The following is a 17,102-nucleotide window of genomic DNA, read 5'->3' as shown; positions in this document are numbered from 1 at the left end:
GTTGCATCATTGCGGCACCGACTGACAAGAGAGATGAAGGCCAAGTGCTATAAGAATATGTCGGCTGCAGTGAACATTTCTCCAGTGCACAACTGAAATGAGCAGAAGATCGCAGCCTTGAACAACTCTTGCAGGCGCCACGTAGCCATACAGGAGGTGCCGAAGGCTGCGATCTCTTGGTGTCTCAACGCAATTTCATACTGATCGACTGCAACTTCTTGCCATCGCGGTCATGGTAATTGACCAATATCTGATCAGCCTCAACGACCACATGCGCAAAATTGTCCTGACTCACCACGGCACTGGTCAGCTCGTGCCGATAATCCCCGGCTGCCGTGCGCACCAGCGGTTGATCGAGGATGAACGTCGAGGCCTTGGCATACGGCAGCAATTTGCTGTTGTGCAACGGCGAGGACACGATGGTGTGCACCTCGAAATCGGTGTCCTCGCTGTGACTCAAGCGACTGGTCAGCGAGCCATGGACGTCGCCGGAGACGAACACCACGTTCTTGATCCGGTGAGTGCGGATGGTTTCCAGCAGGCGCAGACGCTGCTCGGGAAAAGCTTTCCAGGCATCGTCACCGTTGAACTTGCGATCGGGATAGAACATCACGCTGGTCACCACGAATTTCACCCGTGCCGGGCTATGAATCAGCCATTGCAGCAGGGCCTGTTCCTGCTCGATGTCGAGAATGCGCCGGTCATCCTCAGACAAGTTGCGTCGGGTGCGGCTGTCGGTGACGAACCAGGCGATATCGCTGTCGCCAAACTGATACCAGTAATGCTTCAACGTATCCCGGTCTATCTGACCCTTCTCATTACATGCATAAACCGGGCTGTGGCTGGCTTGATAAAGTTCATAAGCGGCCATGGCGTTGCGATATAAGTCCTCGTCCGCTGCGGTGGCATTGGCAGGCCAGTTATCTTCTATTTCATGATCGTCGAGCATCATGTAAGTCGATGTATTGGACATCAGTCGCTGAATATTCGGTTGCGAAAATGCCGTTCGATATTTCTTCAGGATGTCTTTGGCTTCGCGATCCGGAGCAATGACATTCAAATCATCTACATACACTTGATCTCCGGTCATGATCACCGCGCTGACGGGTAGATGACTGTTCTCGACCAGTCGATTGATCGAGCCAAAGATGCGGTCGCCCAGTTGCGGCAAGGAAGCGACGCCAGCGGTAATCCGCAGATAACGGCACGAACCGACGACAAAGCCCCGAGGCTGGCTGGCTTTCGCGGTGCGGGTGCGAAAGCGGTAGAGCTGTCGCGGCCATTGCAATGGAAACTCAATGACCGTGTCGATGGTATGCACCGGATTCATCGGGCTTAACCAGCCGGCTTGATATTCGTATTCACAATCAGCTTCGAGATCCTGCAATACCAGTACACCCGACATGTCATTGGCCGGGTTCAAAAGTGCAAATACGCTGTTCGACCATTTTTCCGTGCCGGCCTTGCGAGCGCGAACTCCGGCAAATACACGTTTTTTGTCCTGTTGTTCGCCGCGCATGAAAATGCGCACTTCGTTAGTTGTCGCGTGGCCCACGATGGGGCCGATAGTCGGTTTGAACATGATCGATTCCGTTCGAGATTTTAATAAACAAGATTTAAATAAGCGGAGCGCGTTGAAGCAACTTTCCTGAGCAGAGGTTAGTTGGCCAGCGGCGGAAAATATTGGCGTTAAGTGGACCAGACCTGTGGCCGATGTCAGCGCAGGTTGTAGGAAAGAGGCGCGATCCGGTTTATTTCAGGCAAAAAAAGCCCCGTCAATTGACGGGGTTGAGGTACGAGCGTGTGGCGCTCGAAAGGGTGCAGCAAGCGGCCCTCCGTCGCCGGAGGGCCGTTTGAGTTACAGCAGGATGGTGCGGATGTCGCCCAACAGACTGCCCAGACGCTGAGTGAAGCGTGCCGCTGCAGCGCCGTTGATCACGCGGTGATCGTAGGACAGCGACAGTGGCAGCATCAGCTTCGGCTGGAAGGCTTTGCCGTCCCAGACTGGCTGGATGGTTGCCTTGGAAACACCAAGAATCGCCACTTCCGGCGCGTTGACGATCGGCGTGAAGCCGGTGCCGCCAATATGGCCGAGGCTGGAAATGGTGAAGCAGGCGCCTTGCATCTCGTCCGACGACAGCTTCTTGGTGCGGGCTTTCTCAGCCAGCGAAGCCGCTTCGGCTGCCAATTGCAGCAGGCTCTTCTGGTCGACGTTCTTGATCACCGGCACCAACAGGCCATCCGGAGTGTCGACGGCGAAGCCGATGTTGACGTATTTCTTGCGGATGATCGCCTTGCCGCTTGGCGCCAGCGAACTGTTGAAGTCCGGCAGCTCCTTGAGCAAGTGCGCGCAGGTCTTGAGCAGCAGCGGCAGGATGGTCAGCTTGACGCCAGCCTTCTCGGCCACGGCTTTCTGCGCAACACGGAAAGCTTCCAGCTCGGTGATGTCCGCCGAGTCGAATTGCGTTACGTGTGGCACGTTCAGCCAGCTGCGGTGCAGGTTGGCGGCGCCGACCTGCATCAGGCGGGTCATCGGCACTTCTTCGATTTCGCCGAAACGGCTGAAATCGACCACCGGGATCGGCGGAATGCCCGCACCACCGGTAGCGCCGCCGGCAGCGGCCGGGGCTTCCTTGGCCTTCTGCATCATCGCCTTGACGTAAACCTGCACGTCTTCCTTGAGGATGCGACCGTGCGGACCGCTGGCGCCAACGGCGCTCAGCTCGACGCCGAACTCACGGGCCAGTTGACGCACGGCAGGGCCGGCGTGAACTTTCGCGCCCGGCTTGGCCGGTGCGGCGGCTGGAGCGGCGGCAGCAGGTGCAGCGGCAGCCGGAGCAGCAGCGGCAGGTGCCGGAGCGCTCGGAGCTGCGGCAGCTGGAGCCGGGGCAGCAGCAGGGGCCGCGCCTTTGACTTTGAGCTTGAGGATCAGGTCGCCGGTACCGACTTCGTCATCCAGCTTGATCGAAACGCTTTCCACCACGCCAGCGGCAGGCGATGGGATTTCCATGCTTGCCTTGTCGGATTCCAGGGTGATCAGCGACTGGTCGGCTTCAACGGTATCGCCCGCCTTGACCAACACTTCGATGATCTTGGCTTTGCCAGCCGAGCCGATGTCCGGAACGTGGATGTCCTGAACGCTGTCGGCAACCGGTGCTGCTGGCGCGGCTGCCGGAGCAGGCGCAGCGGCAGCGGCCGGTGCAGCAGCCTGGGCCGGAGCGGCAGCCGCAGGGGCCGCAGCACCCGCCACTTCCAGATCCAGAATCAGGTCGCCAGTGCCGACTTCGTCGTTGAGCTTGACGCTGATGGCCTTGACCACGCCAGCGGCAGGCGACGGGATTTCCATGCTGGCCTTGTCGGATTCCAAGGTGATCAACGACTGATCAGCTTCGACGCTGTCGCCGACCTTGACCTGGATCTCGATGATCTGTGCCTTGCCCGACGAACCGATGTCCGGCACGTGCACTTGCTGTACCGAAGCGGCAGCAGGAGCAGCGGCAGGCGCGGCAGCAGCAGGTGTCGCAGCCGGTTTCTCTTCGGCTTTGGCAGGAGCAGCGGCAGGCGCAGGTGCCGCTTCAGCGGCGCCCTCGACTTCCAGCTCAAGCAGTTCGTCGCCTTCTTTCAGACGGTCGCCCAGCTTCACTTTCAGGCTCTTGATGACGCCGGCTTTCGGGGCCGGCACTTCCATGCTGGCCTTGTCCGATTCCAGGGTAAGGATGCTCTGGTCGGCTTCGATGCGGTCGCCGACCTTCACAAACAGTTCAATTACTTCACCTTCACCGCTGCCGATGTCAGGTACGCGAATGAGTTCGCTCACAAAATGTCTCCTCAGCAGTCCAGTGGGTTGCGTTTTTCCGGGTCGATGCCGAACTTGGCGATGGCTTCGGCCACAACCTTAGGTTCGATATCACCACGGTCAGCCAGTGCTTCCAGGGCTGCCAACACCACGAAATGACGGTCGACTTCGAAGAAATGACGCAGTTTCTTGCGGCTGTCGCTGCGGCCGAAACCGTCGGTGCCCAGGACTTTGAATTCCTTGGACGGTACCCACTGACGGATCTGCTCGGCGAACAGCTTCATGTAGTCGGTAGAAGCAATGACCGGACCTTTACGGCCGTTCAGGCACTCTTCGACGTAGCTCAGCTTAGGCTTCTGGCCAGGCTTGAGGCGGTTGCTGCGCTCTACGGCCAGGCCGTCGCGACGCAGTTCGTTGAAGCTGGTAACGCTCCACACGTCAGCGCCGATGTTGAACTCTTCACGCAGGATCTTCGCCGCTTCACGCACTTCACGCAGGATGGTGCCGGAGCCCATCAGCTGAACGTGGTGCGCCGCATCGCGGGTGTCTTCCTCGAGCAGGTACATGCCTTTCTTGATGCCTTCTTCGGCACCGGCCGGCATGGCTGGCTGCTGGTACGACTCGTTCATCACGGTGATGTAGTAGAAGATGTCCTGTTGCTCTTCGGTCATCTTCTTCATGCCGTCCTGAATGATCACCGCCAGCTCGTAGCCGTAGGTCGGATCGTAGGTGCGGCAGTTCGGGATGGTCGCGGCCAGCAGGTGGCTGTGACCGTCTTCGTGCTGCAGACCTTCACCGTTCAGGGTGGTGCGGCCAGCGGTGCCGCCGATCAGGAAGCCACGGGTACGGCTGTCGCCAGCGGCCCAGGCCAGGTCGCCGATACGCTGGAAGCCGAACATCGAGTAGAAGATGTAGAACGGCAGCATCGGCTGGTTGTGGCTGGAGTACGAAGTACCGGCAGCGATGAACGAGCTCATGGCGCCTGCTTCGTTGATGCCTTCTTCAAGGATCTGACCTTTCTGGTCTTCCTTGTAGAACATCACCTGGTCTTTATCGACTGGCTCGTAGAGCTGGCCGACGGAGGAGTAGATACCCAGCTGACGGAACATGCCTTCCATACCGAAGGTACGGGCTTCGTCCGGGATGATCGGGACGATGCGCGGGCCGATTTCCTTGTCCTTGACCAGTTGCGCGAGGATCCGCACGAAAGCCATGGTGGTGGAAATTTCACGGTCGCCCGAGCCATCGAGGATGGCTTTGAGGGTGTCCAGATCCGGGGTCGGTACGCTGAAGCTCTGCGCGCGGCGCTGCGGCACGAAACCGCCCAGTGCGGCACGGCGCTCGGCGAGGTAGCGGGCTTCGGCGCTGTTCGGCTCTGGTTTGAAGAACGGCAGGTTCTCCAGTTCTTCGTCCTTGACCGGGATGTCGAAGCGGTCGCGGAACAGCTTCAGGCTGTCGACGTCGACTTTCTTGGTGTTGTGCGCAGTGTTTTTCGCTTCGCCGGCACCGGTGCCATAACCCTTGATGGTCTTGGCGAGGATGACGGTCGGTTGTTCCTTGTGGTTGACCGCTTCGTGGTACGCCGCGTAGACCTTGTACGGGTCGTGGCCGCCACGGTTGAGTTTCCAGATCTCGTCGTCGGACAGATCGGCAACCATTGCCTTGAGTTCAGGCGTGTTGAAGAAGTGCTCGCGAACGAATGCGCCGTCTTTGGCTTTGTAGTTCTGGTATTCGCCGTCGATGACTTCGTCCATGCGGCGTTGCAGGATGCCGTCGACGTCTTTGGCCAGCAGCGGGTCCCAGAAACGGCCCCAGATGACTTTGGTCACGTTCCACTGCGCACCACGGAACACGCCTTCGAGTTCCTGGATGATCTTGCCGTTGCCGCGAACCGGGCCGTCGAGGCGCTGCAGGTTGCAGTTGATGACGAAGATCAGGTTGTCCAGCTTCTCGCGGCCGGCCAGGGAGATCGCGCCCAGGGATTCCGGCTCGTCGCACTCGCCGTCGCCCAGGAAGCACCAGACTTTCTGTTTGCCCGGCTGGATGAAACCGCGATGCTCCAGGTACTTCATGAAGCGCGCCTGGTAGATCGCCTGGATCGGACCCAGACCCATCGATACGGTCGGGAACTGCCAGAAGTCAGGCATCAGCCAAGGGTGCGGATAGGACGACAGGCCTTGACCATCGACTTCCTGACGGAAGTTGTTCATCTGGTCTTCGGTGATGCGGCCTTCCATGAATGCGCGGGCGTAAACGCCTGGCGAGGTGTGGCCCTGGAAGTAGATCAGGTCGCCGCCATGTTCGTCGGTCGGGGCCTGGAAGAAATAGTTGAAGCCGATGTCATACAGGGTCGCACTGGAAGCGAAGCTGGAGATGTGACCACCCAGGTCCGAATCTCGCAGGTTCGTGCGCATTACCATGGCCATCGCGTTCCAGCGTACCAGCGAGCGAATGCGGCGTTCCATGAACAGGTCGCCAGGCATGCGTGCTTCGTGGGTAACTGGGATCGTGTTGCGGTAAGGCGTGGTGATCGCGTAAGGGAGCTGCGAGCCGCTGCGGGTCGCGAGTTCGCCCATACGGGTCATCAGATAGTGAGCACGGTCTTCGCCTTCTTTGTCGAGAACCGATTCCAGGGCGTCCAGCCATTCCTGGGTTTCGACGGGATCGAGGTCTTGCATGGCTTGCTCCAGGGCGGAAAGGCTTCCAGAATCGGTTGCCTGAGTTTGCGACTGGCCTTGTGGGCAGACGATTTAAAATTCTTGGATTGCCGACAGGTTGTTCCGGCGGCGTGTAGTTTTACTACAAATCTTCCGGCATTTCAGCCTTTCGAATGTATAGACGAGTAGTAAAACTACAGATGAAAGGCTTGTGGCCTCCGACTGCGTTGTGAGAATAATCGTTAAGGCGGGTCGATTTCCATCCGAATAAGGTGAATGTTTGATGCTGGATGCCAAAGAAGAAGAAATTTCAGCTATTTCTAACTTTTGTTCGACAGTCCTTCACGTAGCGGGTTTTCATCATTCACTACAAGCGGCCCTTATTACGCCGATCAAGGATAGACCATGACCCTGCCCGTGCTTGCCGAACTGCCCGCCATTCTCCTGCCGTTGGTCAGCCGATCCGAGCAGTCGTTCCGTACGTCCGTCGCCGCCCTTGAAGACGATCACGGCCTGTCGAACTGGACGCCGGAGCGCTGGGCGCAATTCGCCCGCGTCAGCGCCGCCAGCGAATTTGTCATTGAACAGAGCATTCGTGACCCTTTGATGTTGCTGTCGCTGGTGGCGTCCGGCGAACTTGATCGGGCGTTCGCGCCCGGCGAACTGTGCGCACAGATCGCCGCCGCCGTGAACTGCGCGCAGAGCGAAGACGAACTCGGCCGCGCCTTGCGCCGTCAGCGTGCACGGCATCAGGTGCGGATCATCTGGCGCGACCTGACCCGTCAGGCCGATCTGGTGCAGACCTGCCGTGACCTCTCGGACATGGCCGACGCCACCATCGATCAGGCTTATCAATGGCTGTACAGCCGCCATTGCGAGCAATTCGGCACACCCACCGGCCGGCGCAGCGGTGAGCCGCAGCAGATGGTCATTCTCGGCATGGGCAAGCTCGGCGCGGTCGAGCTGAATCTGTCTTCCGACATCGACCTGATCTTCGCCTACCCCGAAGGCGGCGAAACCGTCGGCGTGAAACGCTCGCTGGATAATCAGGAATTCTTCATCCGCCTCGGCCAGCGTCTGATCAAGGCGCTCGACCCGATGACGGTCGACGGCTTCGTTTTCCGCGTCGACATGCGCCTGCGTCCATACGGATCGTCCGGTGCGCTGGTGCTCAGCTTCAACGCGCTGGAGCAGTATTACCAGGATCAGGGCCGCGACTGGGAACGCTACGCGATGATCAAGGCGCGGGTGGTGGCTGGCGATCAGGTTGCCGGCGCGCAGTTGCTCGATATGCTGCGGCCGTTCGTTTATCGGCGCTATCTGGACTTCTCGGCGATCGAAGCGCTGCGCACCATGAAGCAGCTGATCCAGCAGGAAGTGCGACGCAAGGGCATGGCCGACAACATCAAGCTCGGCTCCGGCGGCATCCGCGAGGTCGAGTTCATCGCTCAGGCCTTTCAATTGATCCACGGTGGCCGCGACCTGAGCCTGCAACAGCGTCCTCTATTAAAGGTGCTGAGCACGCTGGAAGGGCAAGGCTATCTGCCGCCGGCGGTGGTCAGTGAGTTACGCGAGGGTTACGAGTTTCTGCGTTACACCGAACATGCCATTCAAGCGATTGCCGACCGCCAGACGCAGATGCTGCCGGACAGCGCTCAGGATCAGGCGCGGATCGCCTTCATGCTGGGCTTCGCCGATTGGTCGGCGTTCCATGAACAACTGATGTACTGGCGCGGGCGCGTAGCCTGGCATTTCGCCCAGGTGATCGCCGATCCCGACGAAGAAGAGGGCGGCGAAAGCGAAGTGGTGGTCGGTGGTGAGTGGCTGCCACTCTGGGAGGAAGAACAGGACGAAGAGGCCGCTTGCCGACAGTTGCAGGAGGGCGGTTTCGTCGATGCCGGCAAAGCCCTGAAAGCGCTGGCCGGTTTGCGTGGCAGTCCGCAATTGCGCGCGATGCAGCGGCTGGGGCGCGAGCGTCTCGATGCTTTTATTCCTCGACTGCTTGCGCAAGCGGTGGAGCATGAAAATCCCGATCTGGTGCTCGAGCGCGTGCTGCCGCTGGTGGAAGCGGTGGCGCGGCGTTCGGCGTATCTGGTGTTGCTCACGGAAAACCCCGGCGCGCTGCGCCGCCTGCTGACCTTGTGTGCGGCGAGCCCTTGGATTGCCGAGCAGATCACGCGCTTCCCACTGCTGCTCGACGAATTGCTCAACGAGGGTCGGCTGTTCAAGCCGCCGCTGGCGCCGGAACTGGCGGCCGAGTTGCGCGAACGCCTGACGCGAATTCCCGAGGACGACCTCGAGCAGCAAATGGAAGCCCTGCGCCATTTCAAACTGGCGCACCGCTTGCGCGTCGCCGCCTCGGAAATCGCCGGCAGCCTGCCGTTGATGAAAGTCAGCGATTACCTGACCTGGCTGGCCGAAGCGATTCTCGAACAGGTGCTGGCCCTGGCCTGGCGGCAGACCGTGGCCAAGTACGGCACGCCGCTGCGCACCGACGGTACGCTGTGCGATCCCGGCTTCATCATTGTCGGTTATGGCAAAGTCGGCGGTATCGAATTGGGGCATGGTTCCGATCTGGATCTGGTGTTCATCCATGACGGCGATCCGCAGGCGGAAACCGACGGGCCGAAATCCATCGACGGCGCGCAGTTCTTCACGCGCCTGGGGCAGCGGATCATTCATCTGCTCACAGCGCAGACCAATTCCGGCCAGCTGTATGAAGTGGATATGCGTCTGCGGCCGTCCGGTGCTTCCGGGTTGCTGGTGAGTTCGCTCGGCGCGTTCGCCCGCTATCAGGAAAATGAAGCCTGGACGTGGGAGCATCAGGCCTTGGTGCGCGCGCGGGTGCTGGTGGGCAGTCAGGATGTTGGCCAGGCCTTCGAAAAAGTCCGTGCGCAAGTATTGGGCAAACCTAGGGATCTGGCCAAGCTGCAACAGGAAGTCAGCGAGATGCGCGCCAAGATGCGCGACAACCTCGGCACCCGCAGCACCGCAGCCGGCACGGCAGCGAATGCGTTCGACGCGGGCGTGCCGTTCGACCTCAAGCAGGACGCCGGAGGTATCGTCGATATTGAATTTATGGTGCAATACGCGGCCCTGGCGTGGTCGCACAGCCATCCGCCGCTGCTGCGCTGGACCGATAACATCCGCATTCTGGAAGAGCTGGAACACGAAGGGCTGATGCCCGCAGAAGATGCCAGTCTGTTGCGCGAGGCCTACAAAGCCTACCGCTCCGCCGCCCACCGGCAGGCCTTGCAGAAGGACGCCGGGGTAATACCGGGCGACCAGTTTGCCGACGAACGCCGGCAGGTTTTGCGGATATGGAAAGAGATGGGGCTAAGCTGAAAAAGCGCCAATGAAGACAATGAGATTCAAAAGGTGGGAGCGAGCCTGCTCGCGAACGCGGAGTGTCAGTCAACAGCAATGTTGAACGTGCCGGCCCCTTCGCGAGCAGGCTCGCTCCCACAGTGATCTGCGCTGAGCGCAGTAATGTGAACAGATGCAAAACAATGTAGGAGTGAGCCTGCTCGCGATAGTGGAGTGACAGTCGACAGTCATGTTGAAGGAAATGACCCATCGCCAGCAGCGCCGCTTCCACAATGATTATCGAGGCGGGGAGGCGTAAATGCCTCCCCGGTTCGTTTTTGGAAACCACATGAATATTCTGATCGTTGGGCCCAGTTGGGTCGGTGACATGGTGATGGCGCAGACACTGTTTCAGTGTCTCAAGCAGCGCCACCCGCAATGCGCAATCGACGTGCTGGCGCCCGAATGGAGCCGGCCGATCCTTGAGCGCATGCCCGAAGTGCGCAAGGCCTTGAGCTTCCCGCTCGGCCACGGCGCGCTGGAACTGGCGACGCGCCGGCGCATCGGCAAATCCCTGCGCGGTCAGTACGATCAGGCGATCCTGCTGCCCAACTCGCTGAAATCGGCGCTGGTGCCGTTTTTCGCCGGCATCCCGAAACGCACTGGCTGGCGCGGCGAATTCCGCTATGGCCTGCTCAACGACGTGCGCACTCTCGACAAAGAACGCTACCCGCTGATGATCGAGCGCTTCATGGCCTTGGCCTATGAAGCCAACGCCGAGCTGCCGAAGCCGTACCCGCGCCCGAGTCTGCAAATTGACCCGGTCACCCGCGAGGCGGCACTGGCCAAGTTCGGCCTGAGCCTTGATCGTCCGGTCCTGGCCCTGTGCCCCGGCGCCGAGTTCGGCGAATCCAAGCGCTGGCCGTCCGAGCATTACGCCAAGGTCGCCGAAGCGCGCATCCGCGAAGGCTGGCAGGTGTGGCTGTTCGGCTCGAAAAACGATCACGCTGTCGGTGAAGATATCCGCGCACGTTTGATCCCGGGCCTGCGCGAAGAATCGGTCAACCTCAGCGGCGGCACCTCGCTGGCCGAGGCCATTGACCTGCTGTCCTGCGCCGATTCCGTTGTGTCCAATGACTCCGGCCTGATGCACGTCGCTGCGGCATTGAATCGTCCGCTGGTCGCGGTATACGGCTCGACCTCGCCGGGCTTCACCCCGCCGCTGGCCGAGCAGGTCGAGATCGTACGCCTGGGCATCGAATGCAGCCCGTGCTTCGATCGCACTTGCCGGTTCGGCCATTACAACTGCCTGCGTCAGCTGATGCCGGAAGCGGTCAACGATGCCTTGCAGAAGTTGCAGGGCTCCGTGGTCGAGGTTCATTAACTTGCGGGTATTGCTGATCAAGACCTCATCGCTGGGCGACGTGATTCACGCGTTGCCGGCGCTGACCGACGCTGCACGCGCGATCCCGGGGATCAAGTTCGACTGGGTGGTGGAAGAGGGCTTCGCCGAGATTCCGAGCTGGCACCCGGCGGTCGATAAAGTGATTCCGGTGGCGATCCGCCGCTGGCGCAAGAATCTTTGGAAAACCATCACCAGCGGCGAGTGGAAACGCTTCAAGCAAAGCGTGCGCGCCAATAAATACGATCTGGTGATCGATGCCCAAGGCCTGCTGAAAAGTGCCTGGCTGACCCGCTACGTCAAAGCCCCGGTGGCCGGCCTCGATAAAACCTCGGCCCGCGAGCCGATGGCTGCGCGCTTCTACGATCGCAAGCTCGCCGTCGCCCGTGGTCAGCACGCCGTCGAACGCGTGCGCCAGTTGTTCGCCATTGCCTTGGGTTACGACCTGCCCAAAGGCCTCGGCGATTACGGCCTCAACGTTGAACGACTGGTCGAGTTGCCGCGCAAGAACGCCTACGTGGTGTTCCTCCACGGCACCACTTGGGACACCAAGCACTGGCCGGAAATCTACTGGCGCGAGCTGACCGAGCGGGTCGGCTACCTCGGCGTTGGCGTCAGGCTGCCATGGGGCAACCCTCAGGAAAAGGCCCGCGCCGAACGCATCGCTGCCGGCTTCAAACACGCCGAAGTGCTGCCGAAGCTCAATCTGGCCGGCGTCGGCAAAGTCCTCGCCGGCGCGCAAGCCTGCGTGGCGGTGGACACCGGGCTCGGCCATCTGGCCGCTGCGCTGGATGTGCCGACCATCTCGTTGTTCGGCCCGACCAACCCGGGCCTGACCGGCGCTTACGGCAAGCTGCAGATTCATCTGGCCAGCGACTTCCCGTGCGCGCCCTGCATGCAGAAAAAATGTACCTATCAACCGACCGAGCAGGATGCCCGTCAGTTTGACCTGAAACGCGAGCAGCCTTTGTGCTTCACGCGTGTGAACCCCGAGCGTGTCGCCAGCCGACTGAGCACGTTGTTAATGGCTGAGGAGCTGCGCTGATGCAATTGGCATTTGTCCTGTACAAATATTTCCCGTTCGGTGGCTTGCAGCGCGACTTCATGCGCATCGCTCTCGAATGCCAGAAGCGCGGCCATCAGATTCGCGTCTACACGCTGATCTGGGAAGGCGACGTGCCGCCGGGTTTCGAAGTGCTGGTGGCGCCGGTCAAAGCGTTCTTCAACCACCGTCGCAACGAAAAGCTCAGCGCGTGGATGGCAGCGGATCTGGCCAAGCGTCCGGTCGATCGCTTGATCGGCTTCAACAAGATGCCGGGCCTGGACGTCTACTACGCCGCCGACGGCTGCTTCGAAGACAAGGCGCAGAACCTGCGCAACTCGCTGTACCGCCGTTGGGGCCGCTATCGCCACTTCGCCGAGTATGAGCGCGCGGTGTTCGCCAAGGACGCGAAGACCGAAGTGCTGATGATTTCCGAAGTGCAGCAGCCGCTGTTCATCAAGTATTACGACACGCCGCTCGAGCGCTTCCACCTGCTGCCGCCGGGCATTGCCCAGGACCGTCGGCGGCCGGCGGATGCCGATGAGATTCGCGCCGGTTTCCGCGCTGAATTCAATCTCAAGGACGACGAGTTGCTGCTGGTGCAGATCGGCTCCGGCTTCAAGACCAAGGGTGTCGATCGCAGCCTCAAGGCGCTGGCCGCGCTGCCGGCCGAGTTGAGAAAACGCACCCGGCTGTTTGTAATCGGCCAGGATGACCCCAAATTGTTCCAGATGCAGAGTGCGACGCTGGGCCTGGGCGACAATGTGACCTTCCTCAAAGGCCGCAGCGATATCCCGCGTTTCCTGCTCGGTGCCGACCTGTTGATTCACCCGGCCTACAACGAAAACACCGGCACCGTGCTGCTTGAAGCGCTGGTTGCCGGGTTGCCTGTACTGGTCAGTGCGGTCTGCGGTTACGCCCATTACATCGCCGAAGCCGATGCCGGGCGAGTGCTCGATGAGCCGTTCGAGCAGGCGCAACTGACCCGATACCTGACCGAGATGTTGAGCGACGACGCTGCACGGGCGGCCTGGAGCCGCAACGGTCTGGCCTTCGCCGAGACGGCCGACCTCTACAGCATGCCGCAGCACGCGGCGGATGTGATTCTGGCGGAGCACGCTTAATGAAGTTGATGCTGGCTGAACCGTTCAAAAGCCTTTGGGCCGGACGCGACCCGTTCGCCGAAGTCGAAGGCTTGCAGGGCGAGGTGTACCGCGAGCTGGAAGCGCGCCGGACATTGCGCACGGAAGTCGACGGCAACGGGTTTTTTGTGAAAATCCACCGTGGCATCGGCTGGGGCGAGATCTTCAAGAACCTGCTGACCGCCAAGCTGCCGGTGCTCGGCGCGGGTCAGGAGTGGAAAGCCATTCAGCGTCTGCAGGAAGCCGGCGTGCCGACCATGACTGCCGTCGCCTACGGCGAGAAAGGCAGCAACCCGGCGGATCAGCATTCGTTCATCGTCACCGAAGAACTCGCGCCGACCATCAGCCTCGAAGACTTCAGCATTGACTGGGTCAAGCAGCCGCCGGAGCCAACACTCAAGCGCGCGCTGATTGCCGAAGTCGCGCGGATGACCGGGATGATGCACCGCGCCGGGGTCAATCACCGTGACTGCTACATTTGCCATTTTCTGCTGCACACCGACAAACCGGTCACACCGCAGGATTTCAAACTCTCGGTGATTGACCTGCATCGAGCCCAGACCCGCGCAAAGATCACTCAGCGCTGGCGCAACAAGGATCTGGCGGCGCTGTACTTCTCGGCGCTGGACATCGGCCTGACCCGCCGCGACAAACTGCGTTTCCTCAAAGGCTATTTCCAGCAACCGCTGCGGCAGATTCTGGCAGAAGAAGCGCCATTGCTGAGCTGGCTGCAAGGCAAGGCCGACAAGCTCTACGAGCGTAAACAGCGTTACGGGGATGCGCTCTGATGGCGGGTTGGACACTTGAGCCGCAGTACGGCGAACTCGCCGAAGATTTCGGCAGCCTCGAAGCCGTATTTGCCTTGCAGGGCGAACGCCTGACCCGCGATCCGCTGTCGGAGGTGGTTCGGGTGCAGCGCGACGGCGTCAATTATTACGTCAAACGCTACGTCGGCGCCGGTAAGGGCCTGCGCCGTTACCTCGGCAAGCCGCGCGTAAAAATGGAATGGCAGAACCTCAAGCGCTTCGCCAAGTGGGGCATCCCCACGGCCGAGGTGGTGGCCTGGGGGCTGGAGCGGCGGGGCGCGGCCTATGATCGGGGCGCGATGATCACCCGTGAACTGCCCAATACCGAAGACCTTTCGGCACTGGCCGAGCGCAAGGATCCCAGGCTCAAGGATCGCGCCTGGGTCGACGGTGTCAGCCAGCAATTGGCCGGTTACACCCGGACCATGCACGACCATCGGTTTACGCATAACGATTTGAAATGGCGCAACCTGCTGATCGACGATCAGGCGCGCATCTTCCTCATCGACTGCCCTAACGGCGAATTCTGGCGCGGCTTCTGGCTCAAGTACCGGATCACCAAGGACCTCGCCTGTCTCGACAAACTGGCCAAATATCACCTGTCCAACACCCAGCGCCTGCGCTTCTACAAGCAGTATCGCCAGTGTGATCGGCTCGATGTCGCCGACAAGAAACGGATCCGCCATGTGGTGAGATTTTTTGAGGGGCGCGAATGACTGATTTTCTTGCCGAACAGGACCGCGCACTGCTGGAGCGCCACGGTCTCGGCAATTTCGATGCACTGTGGGCCAAACAGCTTGAAGCTGTGGATGAGCCCAACACTGCCGGTGGCGGCTGGAGCAGCGTGTTCCGTCTCGATCTTGAAGGCCAGGGCTATTACCTCAAGCGCCAGAGCAATTATCTGACCCGCACCTTGCAGGCGCCGTTTGGCGAACCGAGCTTTGCCCGCGAATTTCGCAACATCAGCCGTTACCGCAAGCTAGGCATTCCGGCGTTGCAGGCAGCCTTTTTCGGTGAGCGCAAGGTCGCCGGGGAAGTGCGCGCCATTCTGCTCACCCGTGCACTGGACGGCTGGAGCGACCTGGATTCGTTGCTGGCGTGCTGGGCGCAGCTCAGTGCCGCGCAGCATTCGGCCATTCTCAAGGCTTGCGGGCTGTTGGCGCGGCGGCTGCACGGCGCGCGTCAGGTGCATGGCTGTTTCTATCCCAAACATATTTTCCTGCGCGCCACCGGCGACGGCTATGAGGCGCAGCTGATCGATCTGGAGAAAACCCGGCCGTTGCTGTTCGGCATGCGTGATCGGGTCAAGGATCTGGAACCGTTGCAACGGCGAGCGCCGCAATGGAGCGAGGCAGACTTGCGCCAGTTGCTCGCGGCTTATCTCGATCAGCCGACTGACAGCTCGCTGCTCGACAGCTGGCTGAGCCGACTGACAGCGCGGCGCAGCCACAAGGAGACCCGCTGATGCAATTGTCCGAGCTGGCCCGCTCCGGGCGTACCCCCTCACTGCCGCTGACCGTGACCCTGGCGGACGCCGCCGGTGTTGCGGATTTGCAGTTGCTGAGCCTGCTGCGGGTGTTGCCCGGGCAGCGCTATGTTGGCGCCGGCGTCTGGCGCGGTCGGCCGGTATTGGCCAAGTTGCTGGTCGGCAGCAAGGCCGCCCGGCATTTTCAGCGGGAGCTGGACGGTGTGCGCCTGCTCGCTGCGCAAGGTCTGACCACGCCGCTGCTGTTGGCCGATGGACTGAAAGACGGTGAGGGTGGCTGGCTGCTGTTCGAATTCCTCGAGGGCGCCGAGAGCCTCGGTGATGCCTGGGCCGAGGTCGAGTCTCTGCCGGCACTGGCCGATGAGCAGACCGCCGTTCTGGCCGAAGCGCTTGACGCTATCGGTCGGATGCATGGCAAAGGACTCTGGCAGGAGGATCTGCACCTGGACAATCTGCTGCGTCACGGCGGTCAGTTGTACCTGATCGATGGCGCCGGAGTTCGTGCGGAAGCTGCGGGCCAGCCACTGTCCCGACAAAAAGTGCTGGAAAATCTCGGGGTGTTTTTCGCTCAGCTTCCGAAGTCACTCGAGCCGTTCACCGAAGAGTTGCTGGTCTATTACCTGTTGAGCAACAGCGAACATGCTTTGCCGCTGGAGGCGTTGCAGAAACAGATCGACAAGGTGCGCAGCTGGCGGCTCAGGGATTATCTGAACAAGGTCGGCCGTGAATGCACGCTGTTCGCCGTGCAGCGCGGTGCATTTGTCCTGCGCGCCGTTCGCCGTGAAGAAGCAGCGGCCATGCTGCCGGTGCTTGATCAGGCCGACGCCTTGCTTGATCGGGGGCATCTGTACAAGACCGGCGGCGCGGCCAGCGTCGGCAGAGTCGAGGTGGCCGGGCGAGCTCTGGTTATCAAACGCTACAACATCAAGAATTTCGCCCATTGGCTCAAGCGCTTCTGGCGCCCGAGCCGGGCCTGGCATTCGTGGCGTGAAGGCAATCGCCTGGCGTTCCTGGGCATCGCCACGCCGAAACCGCTGGCGGTACTGGAAAAGCGTTTTTTGTGGCTGCGCCGCAGTGCCTATCTGGTCACCGAGTTCCTGCCCGGGCCGGACATCATCAAGCGCTTTGCGCCGTACGTGGAAAATGGCCAGGCACCGGAAGCCGAGTTGCTGGCGCTTGATCAATTGTTTGCCCGATTGATCGCCGAGCGCATCAGTCATGGCGACTTCAAAGGCCACAACCTATTCTGGCAGGCGGATCGCTGGGCGCTGATCGACCTCGACTCCATGTGTCAGCACTCATCGGTCGGCAGTTTTGCCCCAGCTTACGCCCGCGATCGCGCGCGGTTCATGCGCAACTGGCCTGAAAGCAGCGCGTTGTACCAGGTCATTGATCAGCGGTTGCCGAAAGAAGTCTCCAGCGCAGGGTGATTCCTTCTCACGAGCAGACTCGTTCTTGCAATGGA

12 protein-coding genes are annotated in these 17,102 nt (G+C 60.8%); 9 read left to right on the top strand and 3 right to left on the bottom strand.

The features are described 5' to 3' along the window. Positions 1 to 184 precede the first annotated feature (184 nt). From AC0Z5Z_RS06700 to aceE, 3 genes are all read right to left on the bottom strand, one after another. Positions 185 to 1,582, bottom strand: a complete 1,398-nt coding sequence (locus tag AC0Z5Z_RS06700; RefSeq protein ID WP_465918993.1) for an alkaline phosphatase D family protein — start codon at positions 1,580 to 1,582, stop codon at positions 185 to 187. 276 nt (positions 1,583 to 1,858) lie between these two features. Continuing rightward, positions 1,859 to 3,817: a dihydrolipoyllysine-residue acetyltransferase gene (gene aceF / locus AC0Z5Z_RS06695; RefSeq protein WP_056787460.1), complete on the bottom strand. Its 1,959-nt coding sequence runs from the start codon at positions 3,815 to 3,817 to the stop codon at positions 1,859 to 1,861. A gap of 11 nt (positions 3,818 to 3,828) precedes the next feature. Next, on the bottom strand, positions 3,829 to 6,474 hold the full coding sequence (gene aceE, locus AC0Z5Z_RS06690; RefSeq protein ID WP_024011316.1) for a pyruvate dehydrogenase (acetyl-transferring), homodimeric type: 2,646 nt from the start codon (positions 6,472 to 6,474) through the stop codon (positions 3,829 to 3,831). A gap of 262 nt (positions 6,475 to 6,736) precedes the next feature. Here aceE and AC0Z5Z_RS06685 point away from each other — a divergent pair, with 262 nt between their 5' ends. The 9 genes from AC0Z5Z_RS06685 to AC0Z5Z_RS06645 all read left to right on the top strand — a co-directional run bounded on the left by AC0Z5Z_RS06685 (position 6,737) and on the right by AC0Z5Z_RS06645 (position 17,067). Next, a complete protein-coding gene (locus AC0Z5Z_RS06685) occupies positions 6,737 to 6,862 on the top strand; it encodes a hypothetical protein (protein WP_256584330.1) in 126 nt (41 codons plus the stop codon). Further along, complete coding sequence (gene glnE / locus AC0Z5Z_RS06680; RefSeq protein WP_485610893.1) at positions 6,859 to 9,798, top strand: bifunctional [glutamate--ammonia ligase]-adenylyl-L-tyrosine phosphorylase/[glutamate--ammonia-ligase] adenylyltransferase; 2,940 nt, start codon at positions 6,859 to 6,861, stop codon at positions 9,796 to 9,798. The genes AC0Z5Z_RS06685 and glnE overlap by 4 nt, the downstream gene beginning before the upstream one ends. Positions 9,799 to 10,108: 310 nt before the next feature. After that, positions 10,109 to 11,143 carry a lipopolysaccharide heptosyltransferase II gene (gene waaF, locus AC0Z5Z_RS06675; protein ID WP_056787465.1) on the top strand — a complete coding sequence of 345 codons (1,035 nt, stop codon included), beginning with the start codon at positions 10,109 to 10,111 and terminating at the stop codon, positions 11,141 to 11,143. 1 nt (position 11,144) lies between these two features. Continuing rightward, positions 11,145 to 12,206 carry a lipopolysaccharide heptosyltransferase RfaC gene (gene rfaC / locus AC0Z5Z_RS06670; protein WP_252885200.1) on the top strand — a complete coding sequence of 354 codons (1,062 nt, stop codon included), beginning with the start codon at positions 11,145 to 11,147 and terminating at the stop codon, positions 12,204 to 12,206. Then, entirely contained in the window at positions 12,206 to 13,327 is a 1,122-nt protein-coding gene (locus AC0Z5Z_RS06665; protein WP_041477621.1) for a glycosyltransferase family 4 protein, read from the top strand. The genes rfaC and AC0Z5Z_RS06665 overlap by 1 nt, the downstream gene beginning before the upstream one ends. Beyond that, positions 13,327 to 14,133, top strand: coding sequence for a lipopolysaccharide core heptose(I) kinase RfaP (gene rfaP / locus AC0Z5Z_RS06660; protein ID WP_056787471.1), 807 nt, complete (start codon positions 13,327 to 13,329; stop codon positions 14,131 to 14,133). Before AC0Z5Z_RS06665 ends, rfaP begins: the two co-directional genes overlap by 1 nt. Further along, positions 14,133 to 14,867: a lipopolysaccharide kinase InaA family protein gene (locus tag AC0Z5Z_RS06655; protein ID WP_041477623.1), complete on the top strand. Its 735-nt coding sequence runs from the start codon at positions 14,133 to 14,135 to the stop codon at positions 14,865 to 14,867. Before rfaP ends, AC0Z5Z_RS06655 begins: the two co-directional genes overlap by 1 nt. Then, entirely contained in the window at positions 14,864 to 15,616 is a 753-nt protein-coding gene (locus AC0Z5Z_RS06650; RefSeq protein ID WP_056787474.1) for a lipopolysaccharide kinase InaA family protein, read from the top strand. Before AC0Z5Z_RS06655 ends, AC0Z5Z_RS06650 begins: the two co-directional genes overlap by 4 nt. Beyond that, complete coding sequence (locus AC0Z5Z_RS06645; RefSeq protein ID WP_095180990.1) at positions 15,616 to 17,067, top strand: lipopolysaccharide kinase InaA family protein; 1,452 nt, start codon at positions 15,616 to 15,618, stop codon at positions 17,065 to 17,067. Before AC0Z5Z_RS06650 ends, AC0Z5Z_RS06645 begins: the two co-directional genes overlap by 1 nt. The last annotated feature ends 35 nt before the right edge of the window (positions 17,068 to 17,102 follow it).

The organism is Pseudomonas sp. 1L-E-NC-VB-C3 (assembly GCF_057291535.1).
This window is presented reverse-complemented; position numbering and strand designations above follow the sequence as displayed.

What these genes read in the sequence shown, in the direction of transcription:
- AC0Z5Z_RS06700 (WP_465918993.1), bottom strand. Translation starts at nt 1,582, where the DNA reads ATGTTCAAACCGACTATCGGCCCCATCGTGGGCCACGCGACAACTAAC.
- AC0Z5Z_RS06655 (WP_041477623.1), top strand. Translation starts at nt 14,133, where the DNA reads ATGGCGGGTTGGACACTTGAGCCGCAGTACGGCGAACTCGCCGAAGAT.
- aceE (WP_024011316.1), bottom strand. Translation starts at nt 6,474, where the DNA reads ATGCAAGACCTCGATCCCGTCGAAACCCAGGAATGGCTGGACGCCCTG.
- AC0Z5Z_RS06650 (WP_056787474.1), top strand. Translation starts at nt 14,864, where the DNA reads ATGACTGATTTTCTTGCCGAACAGGACCGCGCACTGCTGGAGCGCCAC.
- AC0Z5Z_RS06665 (WP_041477621.1), top strand. Translation starts at nt 12,206, where the DNA reads ATGCAATTGGCATTTGTCCTGTACAAATATTTCCCGTTCGGTGGCTTG.
- rfaP (WP_056787471.1), top strand. Translation starts at nt 13,327, where the DNA reads ATGAAGTTGATGCTGGCTGAACCGTTCAAAAGCCTTTGGGCCGGACGC.
- glnE (WP_485610893.1), top strand. Translation starts at nt 6,859, where the DNA reads ATGACCCTGCCCGTGCTTGCCGAACTGCCCGCCATTCTCCTGCCGTTG.
- AC0Z5Z_RS06685 (WP_256584330.1), top strand. Translation starts at nt 6,737, where the DNA reads ATGCTGGATGCCAAAGAAGAAGAAATTTCAGCTATTTCTAACTTTTGT.
- waaF (WP_056787465.1), top strand. Translation starts at nt 10,109, where the DNA reads ATGAATATTCTGATCGTTGGGCCCAGTTGGGTCGGTGACATGGTGATG.
- AC0Z5Z_RS06645 (WP_095180990.1), top strand. Translation starts at nt 15,616, where the DNA reads ATGCAATTGTCCGAGCTGGCCCGCTCCGGGCGTACCCCCTCACTGCCG.